Annotated in this window: 40 protein-coding genes; 36 read left to right on the top strand and 4 right to left on the bottom strand. The window is 52.4% G+C overall.

What is annotated here, in order from left to right; translation table 11 throughout:
* Window positions 1–194: 194 nt before the first annotated feature.
* The 3 genes from JSS75_07465 to JSS75_07455 form a co-directional block, all read right to left on the bottom strand.
* Complete coding sequence (locus JSS75_07465) at window positions 195–500, bottom strand: SHOCT domain-containing protein (GenBank protein ID MBS1903523.1); 306 nt, start codon at window positions 498–500, stop codon at window positions 195–197.
* 26 nt (window positions 501–526) lie between these two features.
* Window positions 527–892 (bottom strand): ImmA/IrrE family metallo-endopeptidase, encoded by a 366-nt coding sequence (locus tag JSS75_07460; GenBank protein MBS1903522.1) that lies wholly within the window; start codon window positions 890–892, stop codon window positions 527–529.
* A gap of 85 nt (window positions 893–977) precedes the next feature.
* Complete coding sequence (locus JSS75_07455) at window positions 978–1,409, bottom strand: helix-turn-helix transcriptional regulator (protein MBS1903521.1); 432 nt, start codon at window positions 1,407–1,409, stop codon at window positions 978–980.
* 205 nt (window positions 1,410–1,614) lie between these two features.
* On the opposite strand from JSS75_07455, the gene JSS75_07450 reads away from it, so the two are divergent.
* Together JSS75_07450 and JSS75_07445 are read left to right on the top strand one after the other, a co-directional pair.
* The gene (locus JSS75_07450; GenBank protein ID MBS1903520.1) at window positions 1,615–1,821 is read left to right on the top strand and encodes a helix-turn-helix transcriptional regulator; all 207 of its coding nucleotides are present in this window, start codon (window positions 1,615–1,617) and stop codon (window positions 1,819–1,821) included.
* Between the two features lie 12 nt (window positions 1,822–1,833).
* A complete protein-coding gene (locus JSS75_07445; GenBank protein MBS1903519.1) occupies window positions 1,834–2,175 on the top strand; it encodes a hypothetical protein in 342 nt (113 codons plus the stop codon).
* Here the strand turns inward: JSS75_07445 and JSS75_07440 are convergent.
* Window positions 2,120–2,440, bottom strand: a complete 321-nt coding sequence (locus tag JSS75_07440) for a hypothetical protein (protein MBS1903518.1) — start codon at window positions 2,438–2,440, stop codon at window positions 2,120–2,122. The two genes, JSS75_07445 and JSS75_07440, sit on opposite strands and share 56 nt — an antisense overlap.
* Window positions 2,441–2,552: 112 nt before the next feature.
* Between JSS75_07440 and JSS75_07435 the strand changes: the two genes are divergently transcribed.
* From JSS75_07435 to JSS75_07270, 34 genes are all read left to right on the top strand, one after another.
* Entirely contained in the window at window positions 2,553–2,852 is a 300-nt protein-coding gene (locus JSS75_07435) for a hypothetical protein (GenBank protein MBS1903517.1), read from the top strand.
* Window positions 2,853–2,917: 65 nt separating this feature from the next.
* Window positions 2,918–3,343 carry a hypothetical protein gene (locus JSS75_07430; GenBank protein ID MBS1903516.1) on the top strand — a complete coding sequence of 142 codons (426 nt, stop codon included), beginning with the start codon at window positions 2,918–2,920 and terminating at the stop codon, window positions 3,341–3,343.
* Window positions 3,344–3,363: 20 nt separating this feature from the next.
* The gene (locus JSS75_07425; protein ID MBS1903515.1) at window positions 3,364–3,657 is read left to right on the top strand and encodes a hypothetical protein; all 294 of its coding nucleotides are present in this window, start codon (window positions 3,364–3,366) and stop codon (window positions 3,655–3,657) included.
* On the top strand, window positions 3,654–3,983 hold the full coding sequence (locus JSS75_07420) for a hypothetical protein (GenBank protein MBS1903514.1): 330 nt from the start codon (window positions 3,654–3,656) through the stop codon (window positions 3,981–3,983). The genes JSS75_07425 and JSS75_07420 overlap by 4 nt, the downstream gene beginning before the upstream one ends.
* Window positions 3,980–4,162 (top strand): hypothetical protein, encoded by a 183-nt coding sequence (locus tag JSS75_07415; protein ID MBS1903513.1) that lies wholly within the window; start codon window positions 3,980–3,982, stop codon window positions 4,160–4,162. Before JSS75_07420 ends, JSS75_07415 begins: the two co-directional genes overlap by 4 nt.
* A gap of 6 nt (window positions 4,163–4,168) precedes the next feature.
* Window positions 4,169–4,330, top strand: a complete 162-nt coding sequence (locus JSS75_07410) for a hypothetical protein (GenBank protein ID MBS1903512.1) — start codon at window positions 4,169–4,171, stop codon at window positions 4,328–4,330.
* Window positions 4,327–4,530 carry a hypothetical protein gene (locus tag JSS75_07405; protein MBS1903511.1) on the top strand — a complete coding sequence of 68 codons (204 nt, stop codon included), beginning with the start codon at window positions 4,327–4,329 and terminating at the stop codon, window positions 4,528–4,530. Before JSS75_07410 ends, JSS75_07405 begins: the two co-directional genes overlap by 4 nt.
* A gap of 10 nt (window positions 4,531–4,540) precedes the next feature.
* Complete coding sequence (locus JSS75_07400; GenBank protein ID MBS1903510.1) at window positions 4,541–4,786, top strand: hypothetical protein; 246 nt, start codon at window positions 4,541–4,543, stop codon at window positions 4,784–4,786.
* 149 nt (window positions 4,787–4,935) lie between these two features.
* Window positions 4,936–5,358, top strand: coding sequence for a hypothetical protein (locus tag JSS75_07395; GenBank protein ID MBS1903509.1), 423 nt, complete (start codon window positions 4,936–4,938; stop codon window positions 5,356–5,358).
* 2 nt (window positions 5,359–5,360) lie between these two features.
* Window positions 5,361–5,618: a hypothetical protein gene (locus JSS75_07390; GenBank protein MBS1903508.1), complete on the top strand. Its 258-nt coding sequence runs from the start codon at window positions 5,361–5,363 to the stop codon at window positions 5,616–5,618.
* Between the two features lie 60 nt (window positions 5,619–5,678).
* Window positions 5,679–5,894, top strand: a complete 216-nt coding sequence (locus tag JSS75_07385; protein ID MBS1903507.1) for a hypothetical protein — start codon at window positions 5,679–5,681, stop codon at window positions 5,892–5,894.
* Window positions 5,895–5,929: 35 nt separating this feature from the next.
* On the top strand, window positions 5,930–6,814 hold the full coding sequence (locus JSS75_07380) for a PD-(D/E)XK nuclease-like domain-containing protein (GenBank protein ID MBS1903506.1): 885 nt from the start codon (window positions 5,930–5,932) through the stop codon (window positions 6,812–6,814).
* A complete protein-coding gene (locus JSS75_07375; protein MBS1903505.1) occupies window positions 6,807–7,775 on the top strand; it encodes a hypothetical protein in 969 nt (322 codons plus the stop codon). Before JSS75_07380 ends, JSS75_07375 begins: the two co-directional genes overlap by 8 nt.
* 18 nt (window positions 7,776–7,793) lie before the next feature.
* Window positions 7,794–9,317 (top strand): hypothetical protein, encoded by a 1,524-nt coding sequence (locus tag JSS75_07370; protein ID MBS1903504.1) that lies wholly within the window; start codon window positions 7,794–7,796, stop codon window positions 9,315–9,317.
* Window positions 9,318–9,328: 11 nt separating this feature from the next.
* A complete protein-coding gene (locus tag JSS75_07365) occupies window positions 9,329–9,934 on the top strand; it encodes a hypothetical protein (GenBank protein MBS1903503.1) in 606 nt (201 codons plus the stop codon).
* On the top strand, window positions 9,934–10,866 hold the full coding sequence (locus JSS75_07360; GenBank protein MBS1903502.1) for a hypothetical protein: 933 nt from the start codon (window positions 9,934–9,936) through the stop codon (window positions 10,864–10,866). Before JSS75_07365 ends, JSS75_07360 begins: the two co-directional genes overlap by 1 nt.
* A 53-nt stretch (window positions 10,867–10,919) precedes the next feature.
* Window positions 10,920–11,207, top strand: coding sequence for a hypothetical protein (locus tag JSS75_07355; GenBank protein MBS1903501.1), 288 nt, complete (start codon window positions 10,920–10,922; stop codon window positions 11,205–11,207).
* Window positions 11,204–11,383 (top strand): hypothetical protein, encoded by a 180-nt coding sequence (locus JSS75_07350; protein MBS1903500.1) that lies wholly within the window; start codon window positions 11,204–11,206, stop codon window positions 11,381–11,383. The genes JSS75_07355 and JSS75_07350 overlap by 4 nt, the downstream gene beginning before the upstream one ends.
* Window positions 11,384–11,404: 21 nt before the next feature.
* Window positions 11,405–11,557, top strand: a complete 153-nt coding sequence (locus JSS75_07345; GenBank protein ID MBS1903499.1) for a hypothetical protein — start codon at window positions 11,405–11,407, stop codon at window positions 11,555–11,557.
* Window positions 11,558–11,814: 257 nt separating this feature from the next.
* Window positions 11,815–12,018: a hypothetical protein gene (locus tag JSS75_07340; protein MBS1903498.1), complete on the top strand. Its 204-nt coding sequence runs from the start codon at window positions 11,815–11,817 to the stop codon at window positions 12,016–12,018.
* On the top strand, window positions 12,015–12,368 hold the full coding sequence (locus JSS75_07335; GenBank protein ID MBS1903497.1) for a hypothetical protein: 354 nt from the start codon (window positions 12,015–12,017) through the stop codon (window positions 12,366–12,368). Before JSS75_07340 ends, JSS75_07335 begins: the two co-directional genes overlap by 4 nt.
* Window positions 12,365–12,643, top strand: a complete 279-nt coding sequence (locus JSS75_07330) for a hypothetical protein (GenBank protein ID MBS1903496.1) — start codon at window positions 12,365–12,367, stop codon at window positions 12,641–12,643. Before JSS75_07335 ends, JSS75_07330 begins: the two co-directional genes overlap by 4 nt.
* Window positions 12,640–12,912 carry a hypothetical protein gene (locus JSS75_07325; protein MBS1903495.1) on the top strand — a complete coding sequence of 91 codons (273 nt, stop codon included), beginning with the start codon at window positions 12,640–12,642 and terminating at the stop codon, window positions 12,910–12,912. Before JSS75_07330 ends, JSS75_07325 begins: the two co-directional genes overlap by 4 nt.
* On the top strand, window positions 12,909–13,325 hold the full coding sequence (locus JSS75_07320) for a hypothetical protein (protein MBS1903494.1): 417 nt from the start codon (window positions 12,909–12,911) through the stop codon (window positions 13,323–13,325). Before JSS75_07325 ends, JSS75_07320 begins: the two co-directional genes overlap by 4 nt.
* Before the next feature lie 281 nt (window positions 13,326–13,606).
* Window positions 13,607–13,807, top strand: coding sequence for a hypothetical protein (locus tag JSS75_07315; protein MBS1903493.1), 201 nt, complete (start codon window positions 13,607–13,609; stop codon window positions 13,805–13,807).
* Window positions 13,808–13,812: 5 nt separating this feature from the next.
* Complete coding sequence (locus JSS75_07310) at window positions 13,813–14,052, top strand: hypothetical protein (protein ID MBS1903492.1); 240 nt, start codon at window positions 13,813–13,815, stop codon at window positions 14,050–14,052.
* Window positions 14,053–14,601: 549 nt separating this feature from the next.
* A complete protein-coding gene (locus tag JSS75_07305; GenBank protein ID MBS1903491.1) occupies window positions 14,602–15,444 on the top strand; it encodes a hypothetical protein in 843 nt (280 codons plus the stop codon).
* A 346-nt stretch (window positions 15,445–15,790) separates the two neighbouring features.
* Complete coding sequence (locus JSS75_07300) at window positions 15,791–16,261, top strand: hypothetical protein (protein ID MBS1903490.1); 471 nt, start codon at window positions 15,791–15,793, stop codon at window positions 16,259–16,261.
* A gap of 21 nt (window positions 16,262–16,282) precedes the next feature.
* Complete coding sequence (locus JSS75_07295; protein ID MBS1903489.1) at window positions 16,283–16,837, top strand: hypothetical protein; 555 nt, start codon at window positions 16,283–16,285, stop codon at window positions 16,835–16,837.
* Complete coding sequence (locus JSS75_07290) at window positions 16,834–17,127, top strand: hypothetical protein (GenBank protein MBS1903488.1); 294 nt, start codon at window positions 16,834–16,836, stop codon at window positions 17,125–17,127. Before JSS75_07295 ends, JSS75_07290 begins: the two co-directional genes overlap by 4 nt.
* Window positions 17,124–17,879: a hypothetical protein gene (locus JSS75_07285; protein MBS1903487.1), complete on the top strand. Its 756-nt coding sequence runs from the start codon at window positions 17,124–17,126 to the stop codon at window positions 17,877–17,879. The genes JSS75_07290 and JSS75_07285 overlap by 4 nt, the downstream gene beginning before the upstream one ends.
* Window positions 17,880–18,390: 511 nt before the next feature.
* Window positions 18,391–18,675 carry a hypothetical protein gene (locus tag JSS75_07280; GenBank protein MBS1903486.1) on the top strand — a complete coding sequence of 95 codons (285 nt, stop codon included), beginning with the start codon at window positions 18,391–18,393 and terminating at the stop codon, window positions 18,673–18,675.
* Window positions 18,668–18,964 (top strand): hypothetical protein, encoded by a 297-nt coding sequence (locus JSS75_07275; protein MBS1903485.1) that lies wholly within the window; start codon window positions 18,668–18,670, stop codon window positions 18,962–18,964. The genes JSS75_07280 and JSS75_07275 overlap by 8 nt, the downstream gene beginning before the upstream one ends.
* Window positions 18,961–19,356, top strand: a complete 396-nt coding sequence (locus tag JSS75_07270; protein ID MBS1903484.1) for a hypothetical protein — start codon at window positions 18,961–18,963, stop codon at window positions 19,354–19,356. Before JSS75_07275 ends, JSS75_07270 begins: the two co-directional genes overlap by 4 nt.
* Window positions 19,357–19,405 lie beyond the last annotated feature (49 nt).

Raw genomic sequence — 19,405 nt, 5'->3', positions numbered from 1 at the left:
ATTCCGCTCCACCTTTACTAATAAGTAGATGATACATGCAATTCCATAGGCTCCGACAGCACCGATGAGAGAATCGCCATCTGCATATCGTAATAAATAGGTTCCGGCAATAAGTAACAGTAGACATAGGGTCAAGGATGGATAATGCGCTTCTGGTACAAATGAGTTGTGTTTCTCTTTCATGATATTGATAATTATGAATTAAGAATCTTTGCCTTCTCTAGTTCGAATTCACTATCACTCAGCGTACCGGCATCACGGAGTTCTGCCAATTTAGCGAGTGATGTTGCATGATCGATCGGCTGAATTATAGTAGTCGATGCGGCTGGCGCAGCGATTGCCGCGAATATCAGACCTATCCAAGAAAGAACCAGCGCGATCAAGAAAAATCCCCAATAGCTCCGACCCTTCTTTCGAGCGATATTTCCTGCCAGAATAGCAGGGCCTACCCAGAAGAAAATCACTATTAATAATTCAAATGCTCCAATGTGTCTAAACATAATGATTTAATGATGATAAATAGAACTCACGTCGAATAGATCAACACCTCTTCCGCGAAGGCCTTCGCCTGTCCTTCGTTCTTCGCGATCGTGCGACTCGGTAGATCCCGAAACTGCACCGCCCTCGGATGAAACTTGTGATGGGCATACTCATGTGCAATCGCCCGTATCTCCTCGATGCGCGTCATGCCTTTGCGGATGATGATCGTCTGTTTGATGATAATAGCATTGACCGGGGGAAGTAGTGGGTGTCGTTCAATGGCAAAGCCAAGCATGGATACCCAAAGATCGATATCCCCATGTGAATGATTGCTCAATAGCGTTGCGACTCGCTTCGCTTCGGTCAGTTGATCGGGGCGAAGCTCGATAGGAGGGGGAGCCCAGTGCTTCATGAATTTGTCCAGTGACGATGATGATACGAATCATATTGGTCCACAAATATAATAACACCTGAGATTGGAAATGTTACGTGGAATTTTACTTGGCCTGTAATTCCTCCAATCGTCTCCTGAACATCAATTTCCACACGTCGGCATACGTCTTGCGGATCACGTCCTCGATGTCCGCTTCCTTCATACCCATCTTCATCGCCTGTTCATAGTCAATATCAGCGAAGAACGGATAGCTGCTGACCTCATCGGCTACGGCAATGATCTCTTCGATACTGAAGCCGGACTTCGATGAGCCCGCTGAACGGGACGGGGTGGGCTCGTCCGATTCGCCTATAAGGTACGCTACCGTGGTCCCTAGGGCCGCGGCGAGCTGTATCAATACCTCGATCGTCGTATTGGCGCCGCGCTCAACGTTCTCCAGCGTTTTCGCCGAAAAGGATACCTTTGCTTCGAGGTCCTGCCGGCTTAGCCCGGCCGCTTCTCTCAGCGCCTTTGCTCTTTTTCCAATGTCCACCATGCGAAATTAAGCACTAAATAGATAATTCGCAAGAAATTTATTAGGCGTGCTTCTCATTGAAAAATAACGACTTAGAAATATAGTGCCACTGACTACAGAAAAAAAAGCAGAAAAATAGGAAACAGATTTGGAAATTCGTAATATACTACGTATATTTGTACAGCGAATTAGCACAATAATACTAATGACTCGATTGGAATTCACAATGCGAAACCGGGGAATCTCGAACGTGGCCCTTGCCGATGAGATCGGGAAAAGCGAAGCGACTGTCCGAAACTACCAGATGCGCAATACCGTGCCGCCGCTGGATATCGCGCTGAAGATCGCTAGCTTTCTCGATATTCCGGCCGAGAACCTACTTGACGAGATTACTGAAGATCAGGTCTCTCAACCACAAACCGCCAACGCCTGACCCATAACCGCTATGATCAGATTCTACATGACGTCAGACATTCAGGATGCGAACCGCATCGTGAACACCTTTTCCGGCGGCCCCGCTGCGGGGATCAACCAGGAAATGGTCTCCGCATCGGTGAATGCGCTTGGTACGCCGATATTCTTATTCCGGCTGACTGCCCGCCATGACCTGCTCGACCCGATCGTGAGCCAGTGGCCGGACGTGGACGAACAAGAGCATATCGCCAAGTACGAAGAATGGGCTAGTGCCGCTAAAGAAAGCGTAAGCGCTGCGGATATCCTCGAAGAGTCCATTAGAATCGCTTCGTACGCTCCCGCAGCTCATAATCGTCCACCTCATGCGCAGTAACGCTGATGATGTATTCTAACTCGGTAACGCCACCGTCGCCTTTTTGCCAAAGCCGCCCGTGCTGCACGAGCGAGACGAGGTACTTCTTAAACTTCTTTCTGGCCAACGGTACCAGAATGACGTGCCCGACTTGCGGAACGACGGGCAAAATACCGGGTGCATACCGATCACTTTCGAGTCTGCTAATACCGTCTTCGTCCATGAACGTGATTCCGACCGTGACGGTCATTCGCGCTATGTCCCGCGTGATCTGCTCGGTTTCCATGCTTATTGTGGGTTTTTTAAGGCCCAAACATACGCAGATTTTTGGTCATAACGCACTATTAATCAATCTATAACCCATGTCACGAATGCGGAGCAGCGAATTGAAACGGTACATGGCAGCTCGCGGGTGGAGCAACGCCACATTGGCAAGCATCCTTGCCGACGTATCGGTGCACCACATCAAGCAGGTGACGAGCCGTAACCGTGTGCCGTCGCAATCGCTCAGCGCGGATATTCGACGGGTGCTCTGTATTCCTGCTACGGTGTCCGACGCCGAGCTCTTTAGGCTCAATTCCGCCACGAATAGTGCCGCCGGGCCTCGCATCGCCAGTCCTGTCCGCTGCGAAGCACCCACAGCTCATCGAAGTCATCGACGCGCTGCCAATACGAATCGAGTATCACATCATTCATGATGCAAAGCTACAGCACCACTATGGGGAAAAACAACCAAGAACGGCATTCAAAAACGAACCGGATCGTGAATGAGACCACGATCATGTACGGCCTCCAACGCCTCGTATGGGGCGAGACTCCGATCTTCACCGTGAAGGAGATCGCGGAAATCACCGGTCGGCATGAGCGCACCGTGTACTTCATTCTCGAAGGCACACGTGCCTTGACGGTGGAAGAGTTCGTGATCCTTGCCCGCGAAGCGGCAGGACGTGGCGACTATAGTCTTTCTGAGCTTTCACTGCCTGATCTACACACGATTTCGCCAGTGGATACCGAAAACCTCGACGGTTCGATCGACGACGAAGTGACCGACGAAGTAGAATCGCTCGGTAAGGCCATTGCATTCGCCAAACGCGGGAAGGATGACCTGGCGATGCGCGAGCTCAAGAAGTGCAAGGGACTCGTGAGCCGGATGGAAGCCGAAATTAAGAACCGGAAGGGAGGCCGATAATGTCAACCCGACCGACCAGAATGGATGAAGCAGTAGCAGTGCCGCGAGAAGTCTTCGCATTCTTCGAGCGGATGGAAGAGCAGGTCACAGCGATCGGCCTAATGGTCTCCATGACGCAGATGAGCGAACTGACGATCGACCAGGTAGCGGCGCTCAAGCATAAGAGCGGCGAGCACATCCGTCAGCGCATGGAAGCGATCCCGAGATTCAGACGAGCTTTCTACCATACGCTTGGCGACAAGGGGCATCTGATCACAACGCCGGCCCTGCTCCACGAAGCCGAGTCGGATATCGCACGGGGGATTTTGATATGACCGCCTACGAGAAAGTTTTCGAAGCCGCACAGACGCAACAGTCAGGTGACGTCTTCTTCGGCGTCAGCATTGCGCTGATCGTCCTCGGGATCATCGTCTCGCAGTGGGCATACGTCTGCGGATTCTTTAATCGTGTCGGTGGCCGCGTGGGTACGGCTACCGTCAACACAACTCCCGTTGCCGATCCCGATACGTCTGTGGCAACGGGAGCGATCGTGAGCACGCCGGGTGCGGAAGTGAATGACGTGAATGATGACAGGATGAATAAAGAAAAACCCCGGAATACCGCACCCGGCCGCTCGCTCTTGGAAGGGATAGTGCTATGATGATCGACCCCACATTCATCGTCGGCGGAAGAGTGCTTCGCCACGAATACGATCAGCGCGATTACGCGCCGCACAAGCAGGAGCCGAAACCAGAGAAGCCGAAGCCGGAAGAGCCGAAGCCGAAATCGCTCGGGTCGATGCTCGGGCAGATTGGAAACGATGATGATTTCATGCTCTAAACGACCATGTCAGACTACATCGACGACTTGCAAGTAAGCTGCTGCACGAGTTGCGGCGCGAAGCTACCGCCGGACTGCGGGTTCAGCGACCTCTGCGAACGCTGCGAGGACATCGCATTCCGCAAGCAGCAGGAAGAGCAGACTAAGGCTACGGAGGAACGGCAATGATCGAAGCAGTCGAGAATCCGATCTTCGCGAACATTTACGGTACGACGTCCCGGCAGGATGCGCTGCTGCAAGCCGCTTGCTTTCATTACCAGTGGCACCAGGACCGCCTGTATGTCGGTGATATCGTGATCATGACCTGCTCGGGATGCGGGTATGAGCGTGAGGTCGAAGTGGAGGAAGACGAATCTGATATCAACTAACGAACGAGCAATGACAAACAAGGCAAGAGCATTACATCGCAACAATCACGGCGCTGTCCGCTTCCGCACGACGGGTCGGCGGATCAGTATCCCATTCATGCAAGGCGGCAAACTCGCAGGGGCTGCCGGACATGGGGCGCAAGTGGTAATGCGAGAATACAACCCGATCGGCCACGCGATAATGATGGCAATGCAGGCCGCACGTCGCAGAGCCCGTAACAAAGCGCGTCGCACTGGACGGAGTTCGAGAGTATGAGTTTCATCCCCGCCGTCGCGAGCTCCACGGTCATGGTGAATGCGGGAGTTGCGGCACCGATGGTCGGCAGCGCGGGGAATGAGTGTGGGAAATAAAAAAGCCCGACGCGCTAACGCCGGGCACCAAACAAATAAAAGAAACTAACAGCAATGACGACAACAGCCACAACAGCGACGGAGGTTCCGAAACTCGTCCCCGGCAGCGTGACCGATTACGAGCTCACGGTGCGTATCTCAGCTCGCGATCTCGCTCCGTTCGGCGATAATCAAATGCAGATCCGCGATAAACTCTCCGATACCGTCGCGGTCATCATGAGCAATGGCGGCATTAACCGTCCGTCGGTACGCATCCTTGTAGCCTTCGGCACACATGAACCACTCTTCACGCTCAAAGCCAAAGGCTCGAAGCTCGTTCGTGGCCGCACGGCAGAGCATCCGGCACAATGGGAGTCATTCGAGAAGGACATCACACAAGAGCGCCGGTGGTACGACGTACTCTCGAAGGTTCGCGAGACGGTCAACGACGTGATCCGCAAGGGGCAGGGATACGACCAAACGGGGGAGGGCAACTGAGTATGAACACATCCATCATCCTAAATGAGATCGGTCGCGATGAGATCACGAACCACGCCCTCGACGCCGCGAACAAGCTTCACGAGATCGAGACGAAGCTGATGAAGGGTGTCGGCGTACTACAGATCCATAGCGCACTCGCCGAGATCCGCGAAGACCTGCAAGCGATCTGCCATGAACTCAATACATCAACGCCGTTGCCCGACTGGGCGAATGATCGCATGACGCAAGAGTTCATCGACCGTTGCATCCAATCCTAACTGTCCCTGCCACAAGGGCGAACGGCGAAAGCTCAGTAGCCCATTTTTTTTCTAACGATCATGACGCAAACGGAATACAGAAATCTTCAGCGGCTCAAGACTAGCATCGATGATAGCCAAAAGGAGATCACCACGGCCGTCAAAGAGTTGACGGACATCATCGAGGAGCAGGATTCAACCATCATCGAACAAGCCAAGCAAATCGAGAAGCTTGAGGATGAGCGCGACGAGCTGAAGTCCTCTATCGCGGACTTGGAGCGAAGGGTCGCCGACTAACCCGAGAATTTTCAAACAACCAAACAGATAGCAATATGTCAGAAATACTCACACTCGAACAATTCAGGGAAGGCGTACCGGGGATCTACCCGTCCATCCCATTCCCCGAATACGCACTGCACGATGCGGTCAATAACTCGAAGCTGAAAGAAGCGGCCAAGAGCGGGGCGCATCTGAAGGTCGCGCTCAACGAGGAGAAGCCGGATACCGAATCGCTGATGATCGGCCGGGCCGTTCACACCGCTCTCCTCGAGCCGGATCTCTACGCGAGAGACTATGCGATCGCACCCAAGTGTGATCGTCGTACCTCCGATGGCAAGGCGATCTATAACAACTTCCTGGCCGACAACTTCGGGAAGACGGTCATCGATCAGGCGACAGGCGTTCTCTGCGAACAGGTCCGCGATAGCGTCATGCATCACCCGATCGCCCGGAAGTTGATGGAAGCGGAAGGATGGTGCGAACAGACCTTCCTTGCAAAGGATCCGCTCACGGATGTGCTCTGCAAAGCCCGCACCGACAAGTACATGATCTACGAGGACCGGTTCACGATCGTGGATCTCAAGACCACCGTCGATGCAAGCCCGGACGGATTCCCACGCCAGGTAGCAAAGTACGGCTACGACATGCAGGGCGGCTTCTATACGGACATCGCTGCAAATCTTCAGGGTGTACCGCACACCGAGTTCATCATCATCGCCGTGGAGAAGAAGGCACCGTTCGCGGTGACTGTGTGGCGCATGAGTCATGAGGCGCTCGCCGGCGGCAAGACCAAGTACCGCGCCGCGCTCAAGACCTACATCAATTGTACCACAACGGGCCTCTATCCCGGATGGGCTGAGGACGAAATGCTCGATCTCTCCCTGCCGCGGTGGGCCGAGGTTGAGGTGACAGAAGAGGAGGAGCTCGTCAATGGATAATCAGAAGGAGATCCAAATCAACACCTACGCGGTAACGACACCCACACTCAAGGTGGAAGATGTTCTCGCGCACGTCCGATTGATTGACCAGGTGAAGAAGTCGGTCATGAAGGAGAATGTGCATTACGGTAAAGTCCCTGGTACTAAGAAAGACTCTCTGTACAAACCCGGCTCGGACAAACTCCTGATCGTCTTCCGCATTCGGGCGGAGCATCAGATCGAGGATCTCTCGACGGACGGCGAGTACCGGGTACGCGTCACTTCGAACGGTTTCCACATCGGTAACGGTAACCCGGTCGGGCAGGGCGTCGGTGAATGTTCATCCGCCGAGGAGAAATACAAATGGCGCGTCGCAATATGCGATGAGGAGTACGATTCCACTCCCGAGAATCTACGGCGCATCAAGTTTGCCAAGGACAAAGACGGTGATGTGTATCAGGTCAAGCAGATCCGCACGCAGATCGCCGACACTCGGAACACGGTCGTGAAGATGGCGATCAAGCGGGCCGATGCCGCTCTTGCCCTCGCTATCTCCGGCGCGTCCGATATCTTCGACCAGGATACGGACGATCCGGACTTCACACCTGCGAATCAGCAGTCGACCGCCACCAAGCGCAAGCCCGAAGGCCCATACGGTCTCTTCGTCATCGTCGGCGTCTCCCGCAAGGAGGGGAGTACCAACGGCCGCGGGTGGACCCGCTTCACGATCAACGCTGAGAATGCCGAGACCAAGGAGAAGATGTCGTTCGGTACCATCTCCCAGAAGCTCGGGGAAGAGGCGGAAGGAATGAAAGGGACCGGCGCCATCGCCGAGATCGTCTGGGAAAAGACGAAGTATGGCAATGACCTGAAGTCCATCAAGCAAGCGCCGCCCGAGCAGAAGGACCCGCAACCGGCCAACCCCACACCGCAACAGGGCAACCTTGACGACGAAATTGAGAGTGCATTTCCACGCCACTAATCGATTGGAGTTACTACCATGATATGGATTAAAGAACTTCGCCTGAAGAAGGCCGGCATTTATGATGACGAGCCGATCGCGATACCCAAGACCGGTATCGTGATCCATGGCTTCTCCCACAGCGGGAAGACAACCGTCGAGAAGGCGCTCGATTGCATGCTCTCGGGCGGCAATGAACCGTCGCTCATTCAGCAGGGGGCCGATGAGGCAGAAATCGTTCTGACGTTCGGGCACGATAACCCGAAGTATGATAACTGCTACATGGTCAAACGTCTGCGACGTGACGGCTTCGATTGCAATCTCTATTATGCGAACGACACAGAGATGGAGCAGTCGCCTGCCACCTTCCTCAATAGCATCCGCAAGAAGGATACGACGAACGCCGGTAGACTACTTGCGGCTGAGCGTCCAGATGATCGGATCAAGATCGTCATGCAGGTCTGTGATATCAATCCTGACGAGAACTTGCTCAGCGAGCTCGCGGGCGACGTCACATTCAAGAAAGCATCGAACCCATTCGATACAATCGAAAATCTGCTGAAGGCGCTGATGAACCGACGTGAGACGATCGGTTCGGACGCCAGAGCCTGCCAATCTGCAGCCGACAAACTCGAGGCCACGCTTCCTCCTGTCAGCGATTTCGATCCGGCGGACGAGGTGTTGCGCCTCAAGAACGAAAAGGCTTCCCTTGAGTCCAATCGCGATTCACTCCGTGAGAATGCCCGACAAGCAAGGGATAGTGCGGTCTCCGAAGTTGGGATTCGCAAACGTGCCGCTGAAGACGCGAAGCGAGCGGAACAGCGGGCAGAATCCGATAAGCTCAACGGTGGCTACCAGGCAGAGTACAACACGATCAGTGAGGAGATCGCCGATCTTGAGGGGAAACTGAAAGCAGCGATCAGTCGCCGCGATACTCTCAAGGCAAACCATGATCAACTTCTGGATGAGCTTCCGAAAAAGCATCTGACGGAGATCACGCTGATCGGCAAACCCTTTGACGACGAGATCAAGGGCTTTGAAGATGCATGTAATCATACCCTGCATGCCATCAGCGAGGACTTCGAGCGCGAGATCGGTCCGCTGAATACCAAGCTTGCCGCCGCCGAACAGCGAGTGATCGACCGTGCGGCCATCGAGGCACAGCGAGCGATCATAAACGGACACCAAGCCGATGCGGATGCTAAGCGAGCAGAATACAATGGTTTTACGAACCGCATCGAGCGAGTGCGAGAGCTTCGTCGCACACTCGTTAGTCACCTACCGGCAAAGGATGTCGACATCATCGATGGCGATATCCATTTCGAGAAACGGAAGTGGGATATCCTCAGCACCTCCGAGCAGCTGACAGTAGCCATCAAACTCCTCGAAGGCTCGAATACACAGCTTCAAACGATCATCGCTGATCGTCTGGAAAGTTGCGACGATATCGAGATGAGGAAGATCCGCGACGAACTCCTTGCGAACAACAAGCAGGCGATCCTCACCCGTGTCGAGACGATGGAGTTGACCTTCACACCACTTCAGGACTATCAAAAGAACTAACGCCCCTAACCATGAAAAAAAGCGAATACACCATCAACTCGGTACACGTGACGCCAGACGGCATCCCGACCATCGAGTACGACCAGATCACCGAGCACGGCACGAAGCAGATCACCTACAAGTCCGGCGAGAAAGTCACCGACGACTTTACGAACGTCTGGAAACAGCTCGTTCCGCATTTCATTGCGATTGCCGAGTTACCGAAGACATGGGCCGAACCCGGAACGCGTGACGGTGCGAAGGAGGATCAGATCGTCGTCCGCAAGATCGCATTCAAACGGCAGGAAACAGTCGGCTTGACGATCTCGGCAACAAAGACGCTGCAACACTCTCCGGTGCCGCTGAATATCACCACTCCACTGAAGTACTTCCCGCCGGTGCCATACGAGGAGCTGCAGGGCGATAGCCTGATCTATCTCACAAAGCCGCTCGAAGAGCTTGTCGCAAATATCGAGCGCGAGACGATCGAGTACCTCAATGGCAAACATTTGGGGGCGGATCAACTCGAGCTCGAAGCCGAGGAAGACTCTGCGCCGGAGACGGCGCTTGAGCCGGTGCCGGTGACAAACCGGCGCGGCAGCACCAAAGGCAAAGCACCGAAGGGAGGGAAGAAGTAATGACAACTAAACCAATTGATGTGATTAGTGATGCAGAGCCAATCGCTGCTATTGCCCTTGAGACCACCTCTGACTCTATTGTGATCTGCTTCCCAGATTACTTTAGTAAAAGAACCGTTCTAATCAACGGCGAAACGATTGAGTTGGATGGAAAGAAACTCCTTCAAGTATCAACGATACCCGAAGCCTACAGCATATCTTTAACCAGGCGCATCGCTGCATACAAAAACCGCCAGGATGAAAGCCAGGAAATAACCGAGGATATGTTTGATCAGGCGATCGGTCTCTTGGAAAAGAAGGCAAACGCACTCAAAGAACTCTCAGCAGAATCTCCGGCATGGCTGGATGCGGATAATGAAGCCCGCAAATTCCGGTCGAAATGGGAGGCTCGGTATGAGAGCATCAGAATGCTTCGCCCATTCCGATTCGTGAAAGCCTATATAACTCCAAGTGGCAATCCTTGGATTCATCCGATTTGGTCTCTAGATCGGGATTCTCATATGCCACTGTACCAATACATACCCAATGGTAATGAGATATTGGATACCGTAGCGGCTGAGTTTGGATTTTTGCGCGTTCCGCACAGTATCTGGTCTCACGACACAAAAGGTCGAAAATATTCTAATGACCCGTCCACGAATGATTCATTGGAATACGTAAAGATCAATGATACTCACGTGTTCGGAAGATCATATATACTCCCCAAAAACACTTCGATTGGTACGCTTGAGACGTGTATTGCTATGCATGAAAAGGTGATGCAAACCGTGAGAGCAGCTTTCAAAATGGCGGATAATAGTATACGAAAATCAGAGCTCACTTATCCCGTTCTCGAATCCAAGCTTCGCACTATGGCAGCGAAGCGGTCTCACGCATCCATGCGCCAGGCCATTCTTGAATTCGCAGAAGAGATTCACCAGATCACCAACTAACCCCTCACTCAACCCCGCCCTGCGTGAATGCGGGGCGGGGAGATTTTGAACGCATGATACGCAAACACAAGGAATCCACTCTCATCGAGAAGATTCAATGGGCCGCAAAATGCCTGAGCCTGAAACCAGAATATGAATTGATCCACCCACGGAATCCAATCACCAACGAGATCGTGACACGATTTTCTGGCAAGCTTGGGAAATATCTTATCTCGACCGGCGCTGGCTATTTCAATACCGCAGAGGATGCAGTCGCCGATGCCCATAAGTACAAGTCGCTGATGGTCGAACGTCTATATGAACTTAGTCAAGAATTACGCCAAACAGGACTACCTGCATGAAATCACTCTCCATTACAAAGGACTTCGAACTACCCGTCACGCGAGACTCGCTCACCGCGCAAACCTGGTATGCACGTTCGTCCCGTGACGCATACTTACAGCGCATGTCCGCGAAACAGATCGTCGTATCCGAAGGACGCGGATCGGTCAAGGCATCAGACTCATTATTTGAATAAACCCATGAGCACACACATCGAATGGCCAGCCGACCTGCGCGTCCGCGAATGGCCGGAAGGGAAGGTGACGGCATGAACACAGCCCCGCTCACCGCGCACTTGACGATCGCAGTCATCGGTAAGAACGGCGCTTCGATCTGGAAGCATGTCCACTTCCTGGGTTTCGTCGAATAGAACGGCGTTATCGTCGCCAAGTTGCACTATTTCAACTACGAAAAGACGCAATACGAGATACGTGTCTCGTCAATTCCGGCAGACCGCATCGGGCCGTCGTCGATGCCGAAACTGGTGGATATTCATAATGCCTTCTGCGACGTGAAGGGATTTAAGAGTTACGGCTTCCGATACACGGCGGCATCAAATACACTGGAAAGGGCCGAAGGATGAATTGGAAAGAAGCATGGGGCAATAGGCCCACTTACGGTTTCAATGTGGCGAAGCTCGCAACGCACTATAGCATCGACGAGCTCGTCAGTCTCAATGCGGCAATTCTGGCCGACCCTGCGATGAAGAATGCACCGGGACATTCGCCGTGGATATACACGAAAGACGCCCGTCGAATGCTCGATAACATCGGCCACGCTATTCACAATTTGCAACGTGAACAACGAATAATTGGAGCAAAAGCACGATGAAATGGGAGCAACATCTAATCACGGTATCATGCATGAAGGGGCATGATACCCCAGCGATCAACGCGCTCTGCTGCGGCGGCCTTGCTCTGCATGCGCACCTCGGCTTTGAACCCAGTCGCCCAGATGAAGATCCGGGCTTCACAGTTACACACATCACATCGGGGGCTGCCGTATGCGTAGCCTTGCGGCATCTGACGATTGACGGGGCACGGCGATTCGCCGAAACCCTACTTGCGAATAAAGCCATCGACTGGCATCTGGACGGACTACGGCTCGTCACCGATCCTGATGTGAAGCGATTTGTGCTCGACACTGTAAGATCATTCAAACTGGAAAGGATTGAACTATGAAAACACCGATCGAACCCCAACCAGTTAGCAATACCCATAAAGAAATTATTGGAGACCTAAACCCCAGACTCATTCTAACAGGAGTCGTTACCACCGACAGCGTATATGTGCCCCTACAAGAACTTTCGGGTGTAACGATTATTGGCCGTGCAAATGGTAGTGAATTTATGATAAGAGGTATGGTCCATTATGTACAAGAAAGTCCAGAAGCAATTATAAGTATGATTGAGAGGGCATTGGTGCAAATCAATGAAATGAGGAAGAAAACTGCATGACCATCACCGCCATCTCCCTACCCGAGACCATCAGCGCGCCATTCACCGAGTTCTCGGTCGACGTGCCGATCAATGCCAACGCACTCACGTTCGAGATCTGCGGCAATCGCCCGGTGCTATATGCGATGCACGGGAGTACCGACCGGAGGGAATCGCGCACGTTTATTCTGGCGAAGGACTCGCTGCCCGACACCTGTGTGCAGCATATCGGCTCAGCGCGGTATTCGCATGGAGTGATGATGCACTTATTTGAAAGGGTCGCCGCATGACATTACAATTCAAGATACCCCGTCAGCTACCGTCGGCGAATACCATCGTCGGCAAACATCACTTCCGGCTCTACAAAGAGACAAACGACTGGAAGCAGATCACCCGCGAGTGCGTGATCTCGCAAGTCCCGACAGCGACCATCGCCTACTTCCGTAACCTGCTCGGTGAGGACGTGAAATACCGGATCGTCATCACCGCCTACCTCTTCCGTCTCTACGATGAAGATAACCTATGGGTGAAGGCCATCGTCGACGCGCTCAAGGGTTATATCATCACCGACGACCGCCCGCAGCTCTGCACGATCGAGCGGTATCAGGAACAGATTAAACGAGCAACGAAGGCCGACATCCGCAAGGGTATCGTCGGGCCAAAACCGCATGTCATCGTCAGTGTGGAGGTGATCGAACCATGAACCGAAAACCTGAACCCAACGAAATTTGCACCTGCAATACTTGCCACGAGACGAAGCCCGGCAGTGATATGCACACATCGACGCGATGCCGCGCATGCAGAAAGACCTATATGGCTCAATACGACAGACGGAATAGAACAGAGCCGTCCCCGGAGCCGATCTACCCGCACATTCACGGCGGCAGCGAGTGCGAGACTTTTACCAGTGTGATGCTATGAGCCAACCGACGACGCGCACACATACACACTGACATTCACGGCATAACACGAAAGGGAGAGAGTATGACAGATACAAAGAACGAACAACTATACGATGTATTCGCGGTCAATATCAGGACAGGCGAAGAGCGTTTTATGGACGGTAATATGACCGAGGAAAACGCGCAGGCTTACGTAAAAATGGCCGTCTGGCGGCACGGGGTTGATGAAGAGTTTTTCAAGTATGTTCCTCAGGCCCAAGAACACACCACCCCATCCAACTAACGACTATGGCACGTCTTGACACCGAACGCCAGAAAGTACTTGAGCCGAAACGGATGGAGTACGCGAAGCAACGCATTACCGCGCTCGGTCTTGAAATCGTGTACGAAGATTCAACGCGGATCGACTTCCTGTTCGACGGTGCGAAGATTCAGTTCTACCCATACTCAGGTTGGTACACTGGCAAGACGGTAAAGGACGGTCGCGGGATTCAGAACCTATTGAAGCAACTTTCACGAAAGGACTAACGACTATGGCAACAGGTAACGAGACAATAGAGCATCCGCAAATGGGGACGACCATTATTCGGAACGGCGGGTTCGAGCGCATTATTCTTGAGATAGTTGACAGAGTTGATCCCACGCTATTGGACGAGGACGACTTGGACAGGCTTGAGTATTTGCGGTCACTGCCACATGGTCACTGTGAGGTTCGCCACCACACTGCCGCACTCTCGGAGGGCAAGCGATAAGAGGAAGCCACACAATGAGCAAGACACAGTATCAACTAACACCAAAGGAGTAACCAATGCCACAGTCAAAGATAGAATTTTCAGGACTAACACTGATTCACATTAATTAAACATCAAACATGGACATACATACATACGAAATACCTCAGATAAAATCGGGCATCTACGTTGCGCTGATTCATGCTATCGGTGGCACTAAGTCAACTCAGGAAATAATTGACGCTGCCGAAGCAATTTTCAAGAGCATCGGCATTTAATATTAAGCCGTATGGGCGGCCATTTGGCCGCCCATACTTTAATATTAGCTAACAATATGAGCACAGTGATGAGCAACTTCGGACCTTACGACGGCCCTGACGCGAATGCGGTATGCCGCGAATGCTGTATCGCTACACTGCGCGTTGTTCGTTGCGTAGAATGCGGAGCAACGGTCTGTGGCGAATGCGTAAGCGAACACATCTGCGACGAATGGAAAGATACACAGCTAACGAAGATCGAAGTCACGCAAGATGATATTGACAACGGCAAGTTTGATTATGGCGACCTGCATCCGATTGCTCTTGCCGTCGCCCGTGTCTTCGGTCACCGTGTGTTTATTGATGGGGACAATATTGATTTTTGTAACGACAAAAGAAATGACTACCCAAAACTACCGAAGGTTGCACTTGACTGGATGACATCCTACGAATGCGAGGAGCACGTTGCACCATTCACTTTTTACTTGAAAGCAGAACCCATGCCACAGACACCACCAAACCCGCCGACACTCGCTGAGTTGCATACTTGCTGTTTGAATGAGTGCGGAGAATGTAAGAGACCCTGCGATTGCGGATATAGCAACGTCGGATGTATGGGATGCAGTGCGTGTAATGAGGCCCGTACTCAGGAAGCCGTTTGGCAAAAGCCGGAAATCCCGACACTCGCTGAGTTGCGGGAATGCCCGTTTTGTAATAGCAAGCCACATAGCCGATGGGTAGGCAACAATGTCCCCGGCATGGAAGATTGTGGATATTGGGCTGTCGAATGCCCACGCTGCAATGGAGGCAGGGACGTACCGTTTGTCGGCGTTCATTGCGACGAACAGGAAGATGCAGAACGTATCTGGAACACACGACCCACCATCGACGCTCTTATCGCGGAGCGGGAGAAAGGGGAGAAGCAGGGATGAAACAACCCGAATTGATGCTTGAGTCTGCAATCGTATTCCGCACGGAGCGTCGCAGATACTTTACGTTTGAATCGGCGTGTAGGGACATAGCCAGCCGAGAGGCCGACGAGAAATACCCGTGTACGTGTGAGCCCGAGTCTCATTACAATTGCCACAACCACGATGCGTGGCTCGAATATAGAGACAAACGGTTGCCCGAGATAATGGAAAAGTTCAAAGCCATTTCAAAACCTGGTGGTACAATACGCCCAGCCAAGCGCACCCCCGACACGCTGACCACCGAGATCGAACAGGACTAATTCACACTAACCAACACACCGAGGCAGTGCCTCAAGGAGAATAGGATATGAAAAAGACATTCACGTTTATTGCAGTAGCACTTCTGTTCGCGGGATGCGCTTCCGAGGACTACAGCAATGGAGAGCGAATCGGACTGATTACGCAGTTCTCACGAGCGGGCATCTTCTGGAAGTCTTGGGAAGGGCATCTAAACGTGACCCAGACCGGGATGAATAGTTCGGTTCCGTTTGACTTCTCGGTTGACAACGATGCGGAGCCGCCACTTGTAATTCGCACACTTGACAGCGCGGCGCGTTTTGGATGGAAGGTGAAGCTCGTTTATCACGAGACGTTCAATAAGAACTGGTTCAGCAATCGCGGGGAAACGAATCACTTCATTACGCGGGTGGACGTGCTTGACAGGAATATGACCTCGCCGTTTTCTCGGTCAGATACGCAGGAGAGCATCCAGCAGAAGCAACTCGATCAGTTGACGCGGATTGCCAACGCACTCGAAAAGCTAACCCCCACCCACTAACACAGCAAGGAAGGAAAGAAGATGAACGGACAACCACTAACGGCCCCAGACGGCACGGTAGCAGCGTTCTTCTGCGCTAAATGCAGGATAGTCAAACGCACTAAAGAGATCGCCGATAAATGCTGTACGTGCCAAACGTGCGGTATCGAATCTAACAAACTCGAATGTGATTCGTGCGTCACAAAGCGTCTCGCCGCCACCGAGCAAAAGCATTTTGATTCTGCGAAGAAGATTTCCACAGAGCAATACACGGGCGGCATCATATATTGCGATGACTTCTACGCCTCCGTTGATGACCTGTTCGACCAACTTGAAAACGATGATGTTGAAAAATCCGAATGGCCTGAATGGGTTTATGGATGTACGGAGCGTCCGGTTCTTCGCTTAAACGTGGATGATATTATCGACAACGGCACTCAGGAAGCATACGAAGATTTCGACACGTCCGATTTACGCGGCGTGGATGACTTCCGCAACGCGGTCAAGGCGTTTGTAGATGCAAACGCCTCCGTAATTATGTGGGAGCCAGACTACAGGACAGTGGTATTACTCACTCAGCCAAAAACCAACCAATGAACAAGAAACGACTGACAACGTCACAGCGAGAGACACGTGAACGCGAAGCATTGACGCGCCGAGTCACGGATATTTACATCGGTGCGACCGGCCAAGACCCGACGAACGAGGAGGAGTTCTTTCTTGACATCGAATCAGCGGAGCGTCTAATCTATGCTCTGAAAATTGCCTTCATGGAAGGTGACGACTCGACGGGCAACCAGTGGCTCTTTCGCGAATACAACATCGGCAACTTTGCACAAGTCAGCAAGGCAGTTGATTTCCTATATAGAAATGGAGTTCGGGCATGAACAAACAGATCACGGTGACGCTGACACTGGACAGGGCGGAAGCCGAGTTCGCACTTGGAGACACAGTGCCCGACGAATACAAGAATGAGGTAGTGCTAAAACTCAATGATACCGCACGTTCGCAACTCCGCTCCGCTCTCCAGTCAGAGCAGAAGCCCGTCGAACCAAAGACGGTTGTTCTCGGGCCGGACACGCCGTTGGGATGGTACAAGGTGTGCGACAAAGATGCGACGGGGAAAGAGCAATACAACTACCTCAGAGACAAAGTTGAACTGGTAGAGCACGGATTCATTGACGATAAGACTGTAGCGATGTTTAGAAGCCCAGTGGGTCACTTCTCGCTTCGCTATGGTATCGGACTAATCGAACCCGTCGCCCCGCCCGCCCCCGCATCGAAGTGCAAGACGTGTGAAGGTAGAGGATGGGTTGAGCGCACCGAAACGTTCGACGCGACAAAGAACGTGGCTTACAGTTGCTTGCAAAAGAATTGCCCCGCGTGTTCGCCCGTCCCCGCACCCGTCGCGGAGGTGGGGGAAGATGAATTGGCGCAATCTCAGATTGATCGACTTGCCAAGTTCCTCACCGAAGAATTTTTTCCTGAATACCCAAATGCGAATGAAGGAGCCGCTGATACGGCAATTCGAATCATACGCAGGTCAATGGAAGATAAAGGATTCAAGGCGGGGTGGGACGAGGGACGCTCCGACCTACAGCGCGAGTACGAAGCAAAGTTAAAAGAGGTGAAGGTATGACCAACGAAACTAAACGTGACTTGCGAGAAGCGTGTAAGCGACTACCTGTAAAATCGGATAGTGCAACCGTTGCAAGACTGGCGCGTACATACGGCGTTGCGATCAGCACGGTTAAGCAGTATCTCAAATCATACGGCAAGGAGGAACCCAAGCCATGACCCCAGAAGCCACCCAGACCGAGACACCGAGAACATGCCAGAACTGCGCTCACGTCAAGATCGGCGGCGAGGGCAACGGTTCACACTGGTACTACTGTGGTATTACGATTCTGAGTAAAGACCCAAACAATACGTGCGATTCACACACCCCAACCGAAAGGAAAACCGATGAACACTCAAAATAACATCAAGAACTATCCGAAGTTGGATACTTGCGCGATCTGCAAGCAATCATCTCGCCCGGTTCGTGTATCCAAAAAAGAAACGGTTACCTACGTATGTAAGTCTGGGCACAAATTTCAGATAGATCGGAACGGCGACATCAAGGGGAAGGTGACTCTATGACACGACCAATGACTAACGACGAGAAGCATTTGCAGGAAGCGGAGCAGTTGCACTCTGTTCTTAGCAACAAGATTACCATACTTGACCTTAAATGTGACTGGCAGGAATGGTACGGTGAAATTGCCGCATGGCTCCGCAACCGCGACCAAGAGCGAGACGCGAACATTTCAAAAGCCATAAACAAGGAGCGCGATTTTCTCGACCACCCGGCAAACGTTTCTGTGCGGGCGTTTGGCCGGGCAATGTTAACACGAATCGAGTCTATACTACGCAAGGAGAACCCCAATGCCTAACCTACTCATAACCAGACTCAGTGACGGCGCAACATTCACCGACGCGCAGGACTCGCTACGGAAGCTGTGGGAGGATCACTACAAGATTTGGCATACGCCGTTTGAAAGTGAGATACCCGACGAATACCAAGCGGACGAATTCTCGGTGCAATTTCAAGACGGCACTATCAGCGTTGTCGGTTGGTACGACGACCAGCCTTGCGAACCTATCGAGTTGCGACCGGGGAAGTACGAAGTGACACTAACAGCGCACTCCACGAGCGATACACGGAAGGAGGGAGAAGTATGAACATTTACGTAGCAACCGATCAAGACGGGATTATTAGAGTCACGTTCAACAGCGGGCAGGCAATGGGTATTTATATGGGTGGCGGATGGGGCGATCATTCTGAAATGACCATTCGCCCCATCACCGTCACCACAACAGATGGGATTGTCGGAAAATCGTGGGAAGAAGTCGATGAGACGATGCTGATGTTGCGGGAGTGCAATCTTGACAAATACGACCACGAAAATAATGTAGGGCGTTCGGCTCAATTCGATGAAGGCGTTTGGAAGGTTCGAGAGGATGAATGTTTCGAGAATCAGTCAACGGACACGATTGATATGTGCCACACGATGCTCGTTAAGACTCCAGACCTCCACACCGCCCTCACTCACTTAACCTCGAAAGAAGCATGACCCAAGACTGGATTGATGCGAAGAAACGCAAACCGAAGAGTGGGGCCGT

The sequence above is a fragment of the Bacteroidota bacterium genome, from assembly GCA_018266755.1.
Classification (GTDB): domain Bacteria; phylum Bacteroidota; class Ignavibacteria; order Palsa-1295; family Palsa-1295; genus JAFDZW01.
This window is presented reverse-complemented; position numbering and strand designations above follow the sequence as displayed.

Coding starts and splice junctions, on each gene's coding strand:
- JSS75_07465 (MBS1903523.1), bottom strand. CDS start 500: ATGTTTAGACACATTGGAGCATTTGAATTATTAATAGTGATTTTCTTC.
- JSS75_07460 (MBS1903522.1), bottom strand. CDS start 892: ATGAAGCACTGGGCTCCCCCTCCTATCGAGCTTCGCCCCGATCAACTG.
- JSS75_07455 (MBS1903521.1), bottom strand. CDS start 1,409: ATGGTGGACATTGGAAAAAGAGCAAAGGCGCTGAGAGAAGCGGCCGGG.
- JSS75_07450 (MBS1903520.1), top strand. CDS start 1,615: ATGCGAAACCGGGGAATCTCGAACGTGGCCCTTGCCGATGAGATCGGG.
- JSS75_07445 (MBS1903519.1), top strand. CDS start 1,834: ATGATCAGATTCTACATGACGTCAGACATTCAGGATGCGAACCGCATC.
- JSS75_07440 (MBS1903518.1), bottom strand. CDS start 2,440: ATGGAAACCGAGCAGATCACGCGGGACATAGCGCGAATGACCGTCACG.
- JSS75_07435 (MBS1903517.1), top strand. CDS start 2,553: ATGGCAGCTCGCGGGTGGAGCAACGCCACATTGGCAAGCATCCTTGCC.
- JSS75_07425 (MBS1903515.1), top strand. CDS start 3,364: ATGGATGAAGCAGTAGCAGTGCCGCGAGAAGTCTTCGCATTCTTCGAG.
- JSS75_07420 (MBS1903514.1), top strand. CDS start 3,654: ATGACCGCCTACGAGAAAGTTTTCGAAGCCGCACAGACGCAACAGTCA.
- JSS75_07415 (MBS1903513.1), top strand. CDS start 3,980: ATGATGATCGACCCCACATTCATCGTCGGCGGAAGAGTGCTTCGCCAC.
- JSS75_07410 (MBS1903512.1), top strand. CDS start 4,169: ATGTCAGACTACATCGACGACTTGCAAGTAAGCTGCTGCACGAGTTGC.
- JSS75_07405 (MBS1903511.1), top strand. CDS start 4,327: ATGATCGAAGCAGTCGAGAATCCGATCTTCGCGAACATTTACGGTACG.
- JSS75_07400 (MBS1903510.1), top strand. CDS start 4,541: ATGACAAACAAGGCAAGAGCATTACATCGCAACAATCACGGCGCTGTC.
- JSS75_07395 (MBS1903509.1), top strand. CDS start 4,936: ATGACGACAACAGCCACAACAGCGACGGAGGTTCCGAAACTCGTCCCC.
- JSS75_07390 (MBS1903508.1), top strand. CDS start 5,361: ATGAACACATCCATCATCCTAAATGAGATCGGTCGCGATGAGATCACG.
- JSS75_07385 (MBS1903507.1), top strand. CDS start 5,679: ATGACGCAAACGGAATACAGAAATCTTCAGCGGCTCAAGACTAGCATC.
- JSS75_07380 (MBS1903506.1), top strand. CDS start 5,930: ATGTCAGAAATACTCACACTCGAACAATTCAGGGAAGGCGTACCGGGG.
- JSS75_07375 (MBS1903505.1), top strand. CDS start 6,807: ATGGATAATCAGAAGGAGATCCAAATCAACACCTACGCGGTAACGACA.
- JSS75_07370 (MBS1903504.1), top strand. CDS start 7,794: ATGATATGGATTAAAGAACTTCGCCTGAAGAAGGCCGGCATTTATGAT.
- JSS75_07365 (MBS1903503.1), top strand. CDS start 9,329: ATGAAAAAAAGCGAATACACCATCAACTCGGTACACGTGACGCCAGAC.
- JSS75_07360 (MBS1903502.1), top strand. CDS start 9,934: ATGACAACTAAACCAATTGATGTGATTAGTGATGCAGAGCCAATCGCT.
- JSS75_07355 (MBS1903501.1), top strand. CDS start 10,920: ATGATACGCAAACACAAGGAATCCACTCTCATCGAGAAGATTCAATGG.
- JSS75_07350 (MBS1903500.1), top strand. CDS start 11,204: ATGAAATCACTCTCCATTACAAAGGACTTCGAACTACCCGTCACGCGA.
- JSS75_07345 (MBS1903499.1), top strand. CDS start 11,405: ATGGCCAGCCGACCTGCGCGTCCGCGAATGGCCGGAAGGGAAGGTGAC.
- JSS75_07335 (MBS1903497.1), top strand. CDS start 12,015: ATGAAATGGGAGCAACATCTAATCACGGTATCATGCATGAAGGGGCAT.
- JSS75_07330 (MBS1903496.1), top strand. CDS start 12,365: ATGAAAACACCGATCGAACCCCAACCAGTTAGCAATACCCATAAAGAA.
- JSS75_07325 (MBS1903495.1), top strand. CDS start 12,640: ATGACCATCACCGCCATCTCCCTACCCGAGACCATCAGCGCGCCATTC.
- JSS75_07320 (MBS1903494.1), top strand. CDS start 12,909: ATGACATTACAATTCAAGATACCCCGTCAGCTACCGTCGGCGAATACC.
- JSS75_07315 (MBS1903493.1), top strand. CDS start 13,607: ATGACAGATACAAAGAACGAACAACTATACGATGTATTCGCGGTCAAT.
- JSS75_07310 (MBS1903492.1), top strand. CDS start 13,813: ATGGCACGTCTTGACACCGAACGCCAGAAAGTACTTGAGCCGAAACGG.
- JSS75_07305 (MBS1903491.1), top strand. CDS start 14,602: ATGAGCAACTTCGGACCTTACGACGGCCCTGACGCGAATGCGGTATGC.
- JSS75_07300 (MBS1903490.1), top strand. CDS start 15,791: ATGAAAAAGACATTCACGTTTATTGCAGTAGCACTTCTGTTCGCGGGA.
- JSS75_07295 (MBS1903489.1), top strand. CDS start 16,283: ATGAACGGACAACCACTAACGGCCCCAGACGGCACGGTAGCAGCGTTC.
- JSS75_07290 (MBS1903488.1), top strand. CDS start 16,834: ATGAACAAGAAACGACTGACAACGTCACAGCGAGAGACACGTGAACGC.
- JSS75_07285 (MBS1903487.1), top strand. CDS start 17,124: ATGAACAAACAGATCACGGTGACGCTGACACTGGACAGGGCGGAAGCC.
- JSS75_07280 (MBS1903486.1), top strand. CDS start 18,391: ATGACTAACGACGAGAAGCATTTGCAGGAAGCGGAGCAGTTGCACTCT.
- JSS75_07275 (MBS1903485.1), top strand. CDS start 18,668: ATGCCTAACCTACTCATAACCAGACTCAGTGACGGCGCAACATTCACC.
- JSS75_07270 (MBS1903484.1), top strand. CDS start 18,961: ATGAACATTTACGTAGCAACCGATCAAGACGGGATTATTAGAGTCACG.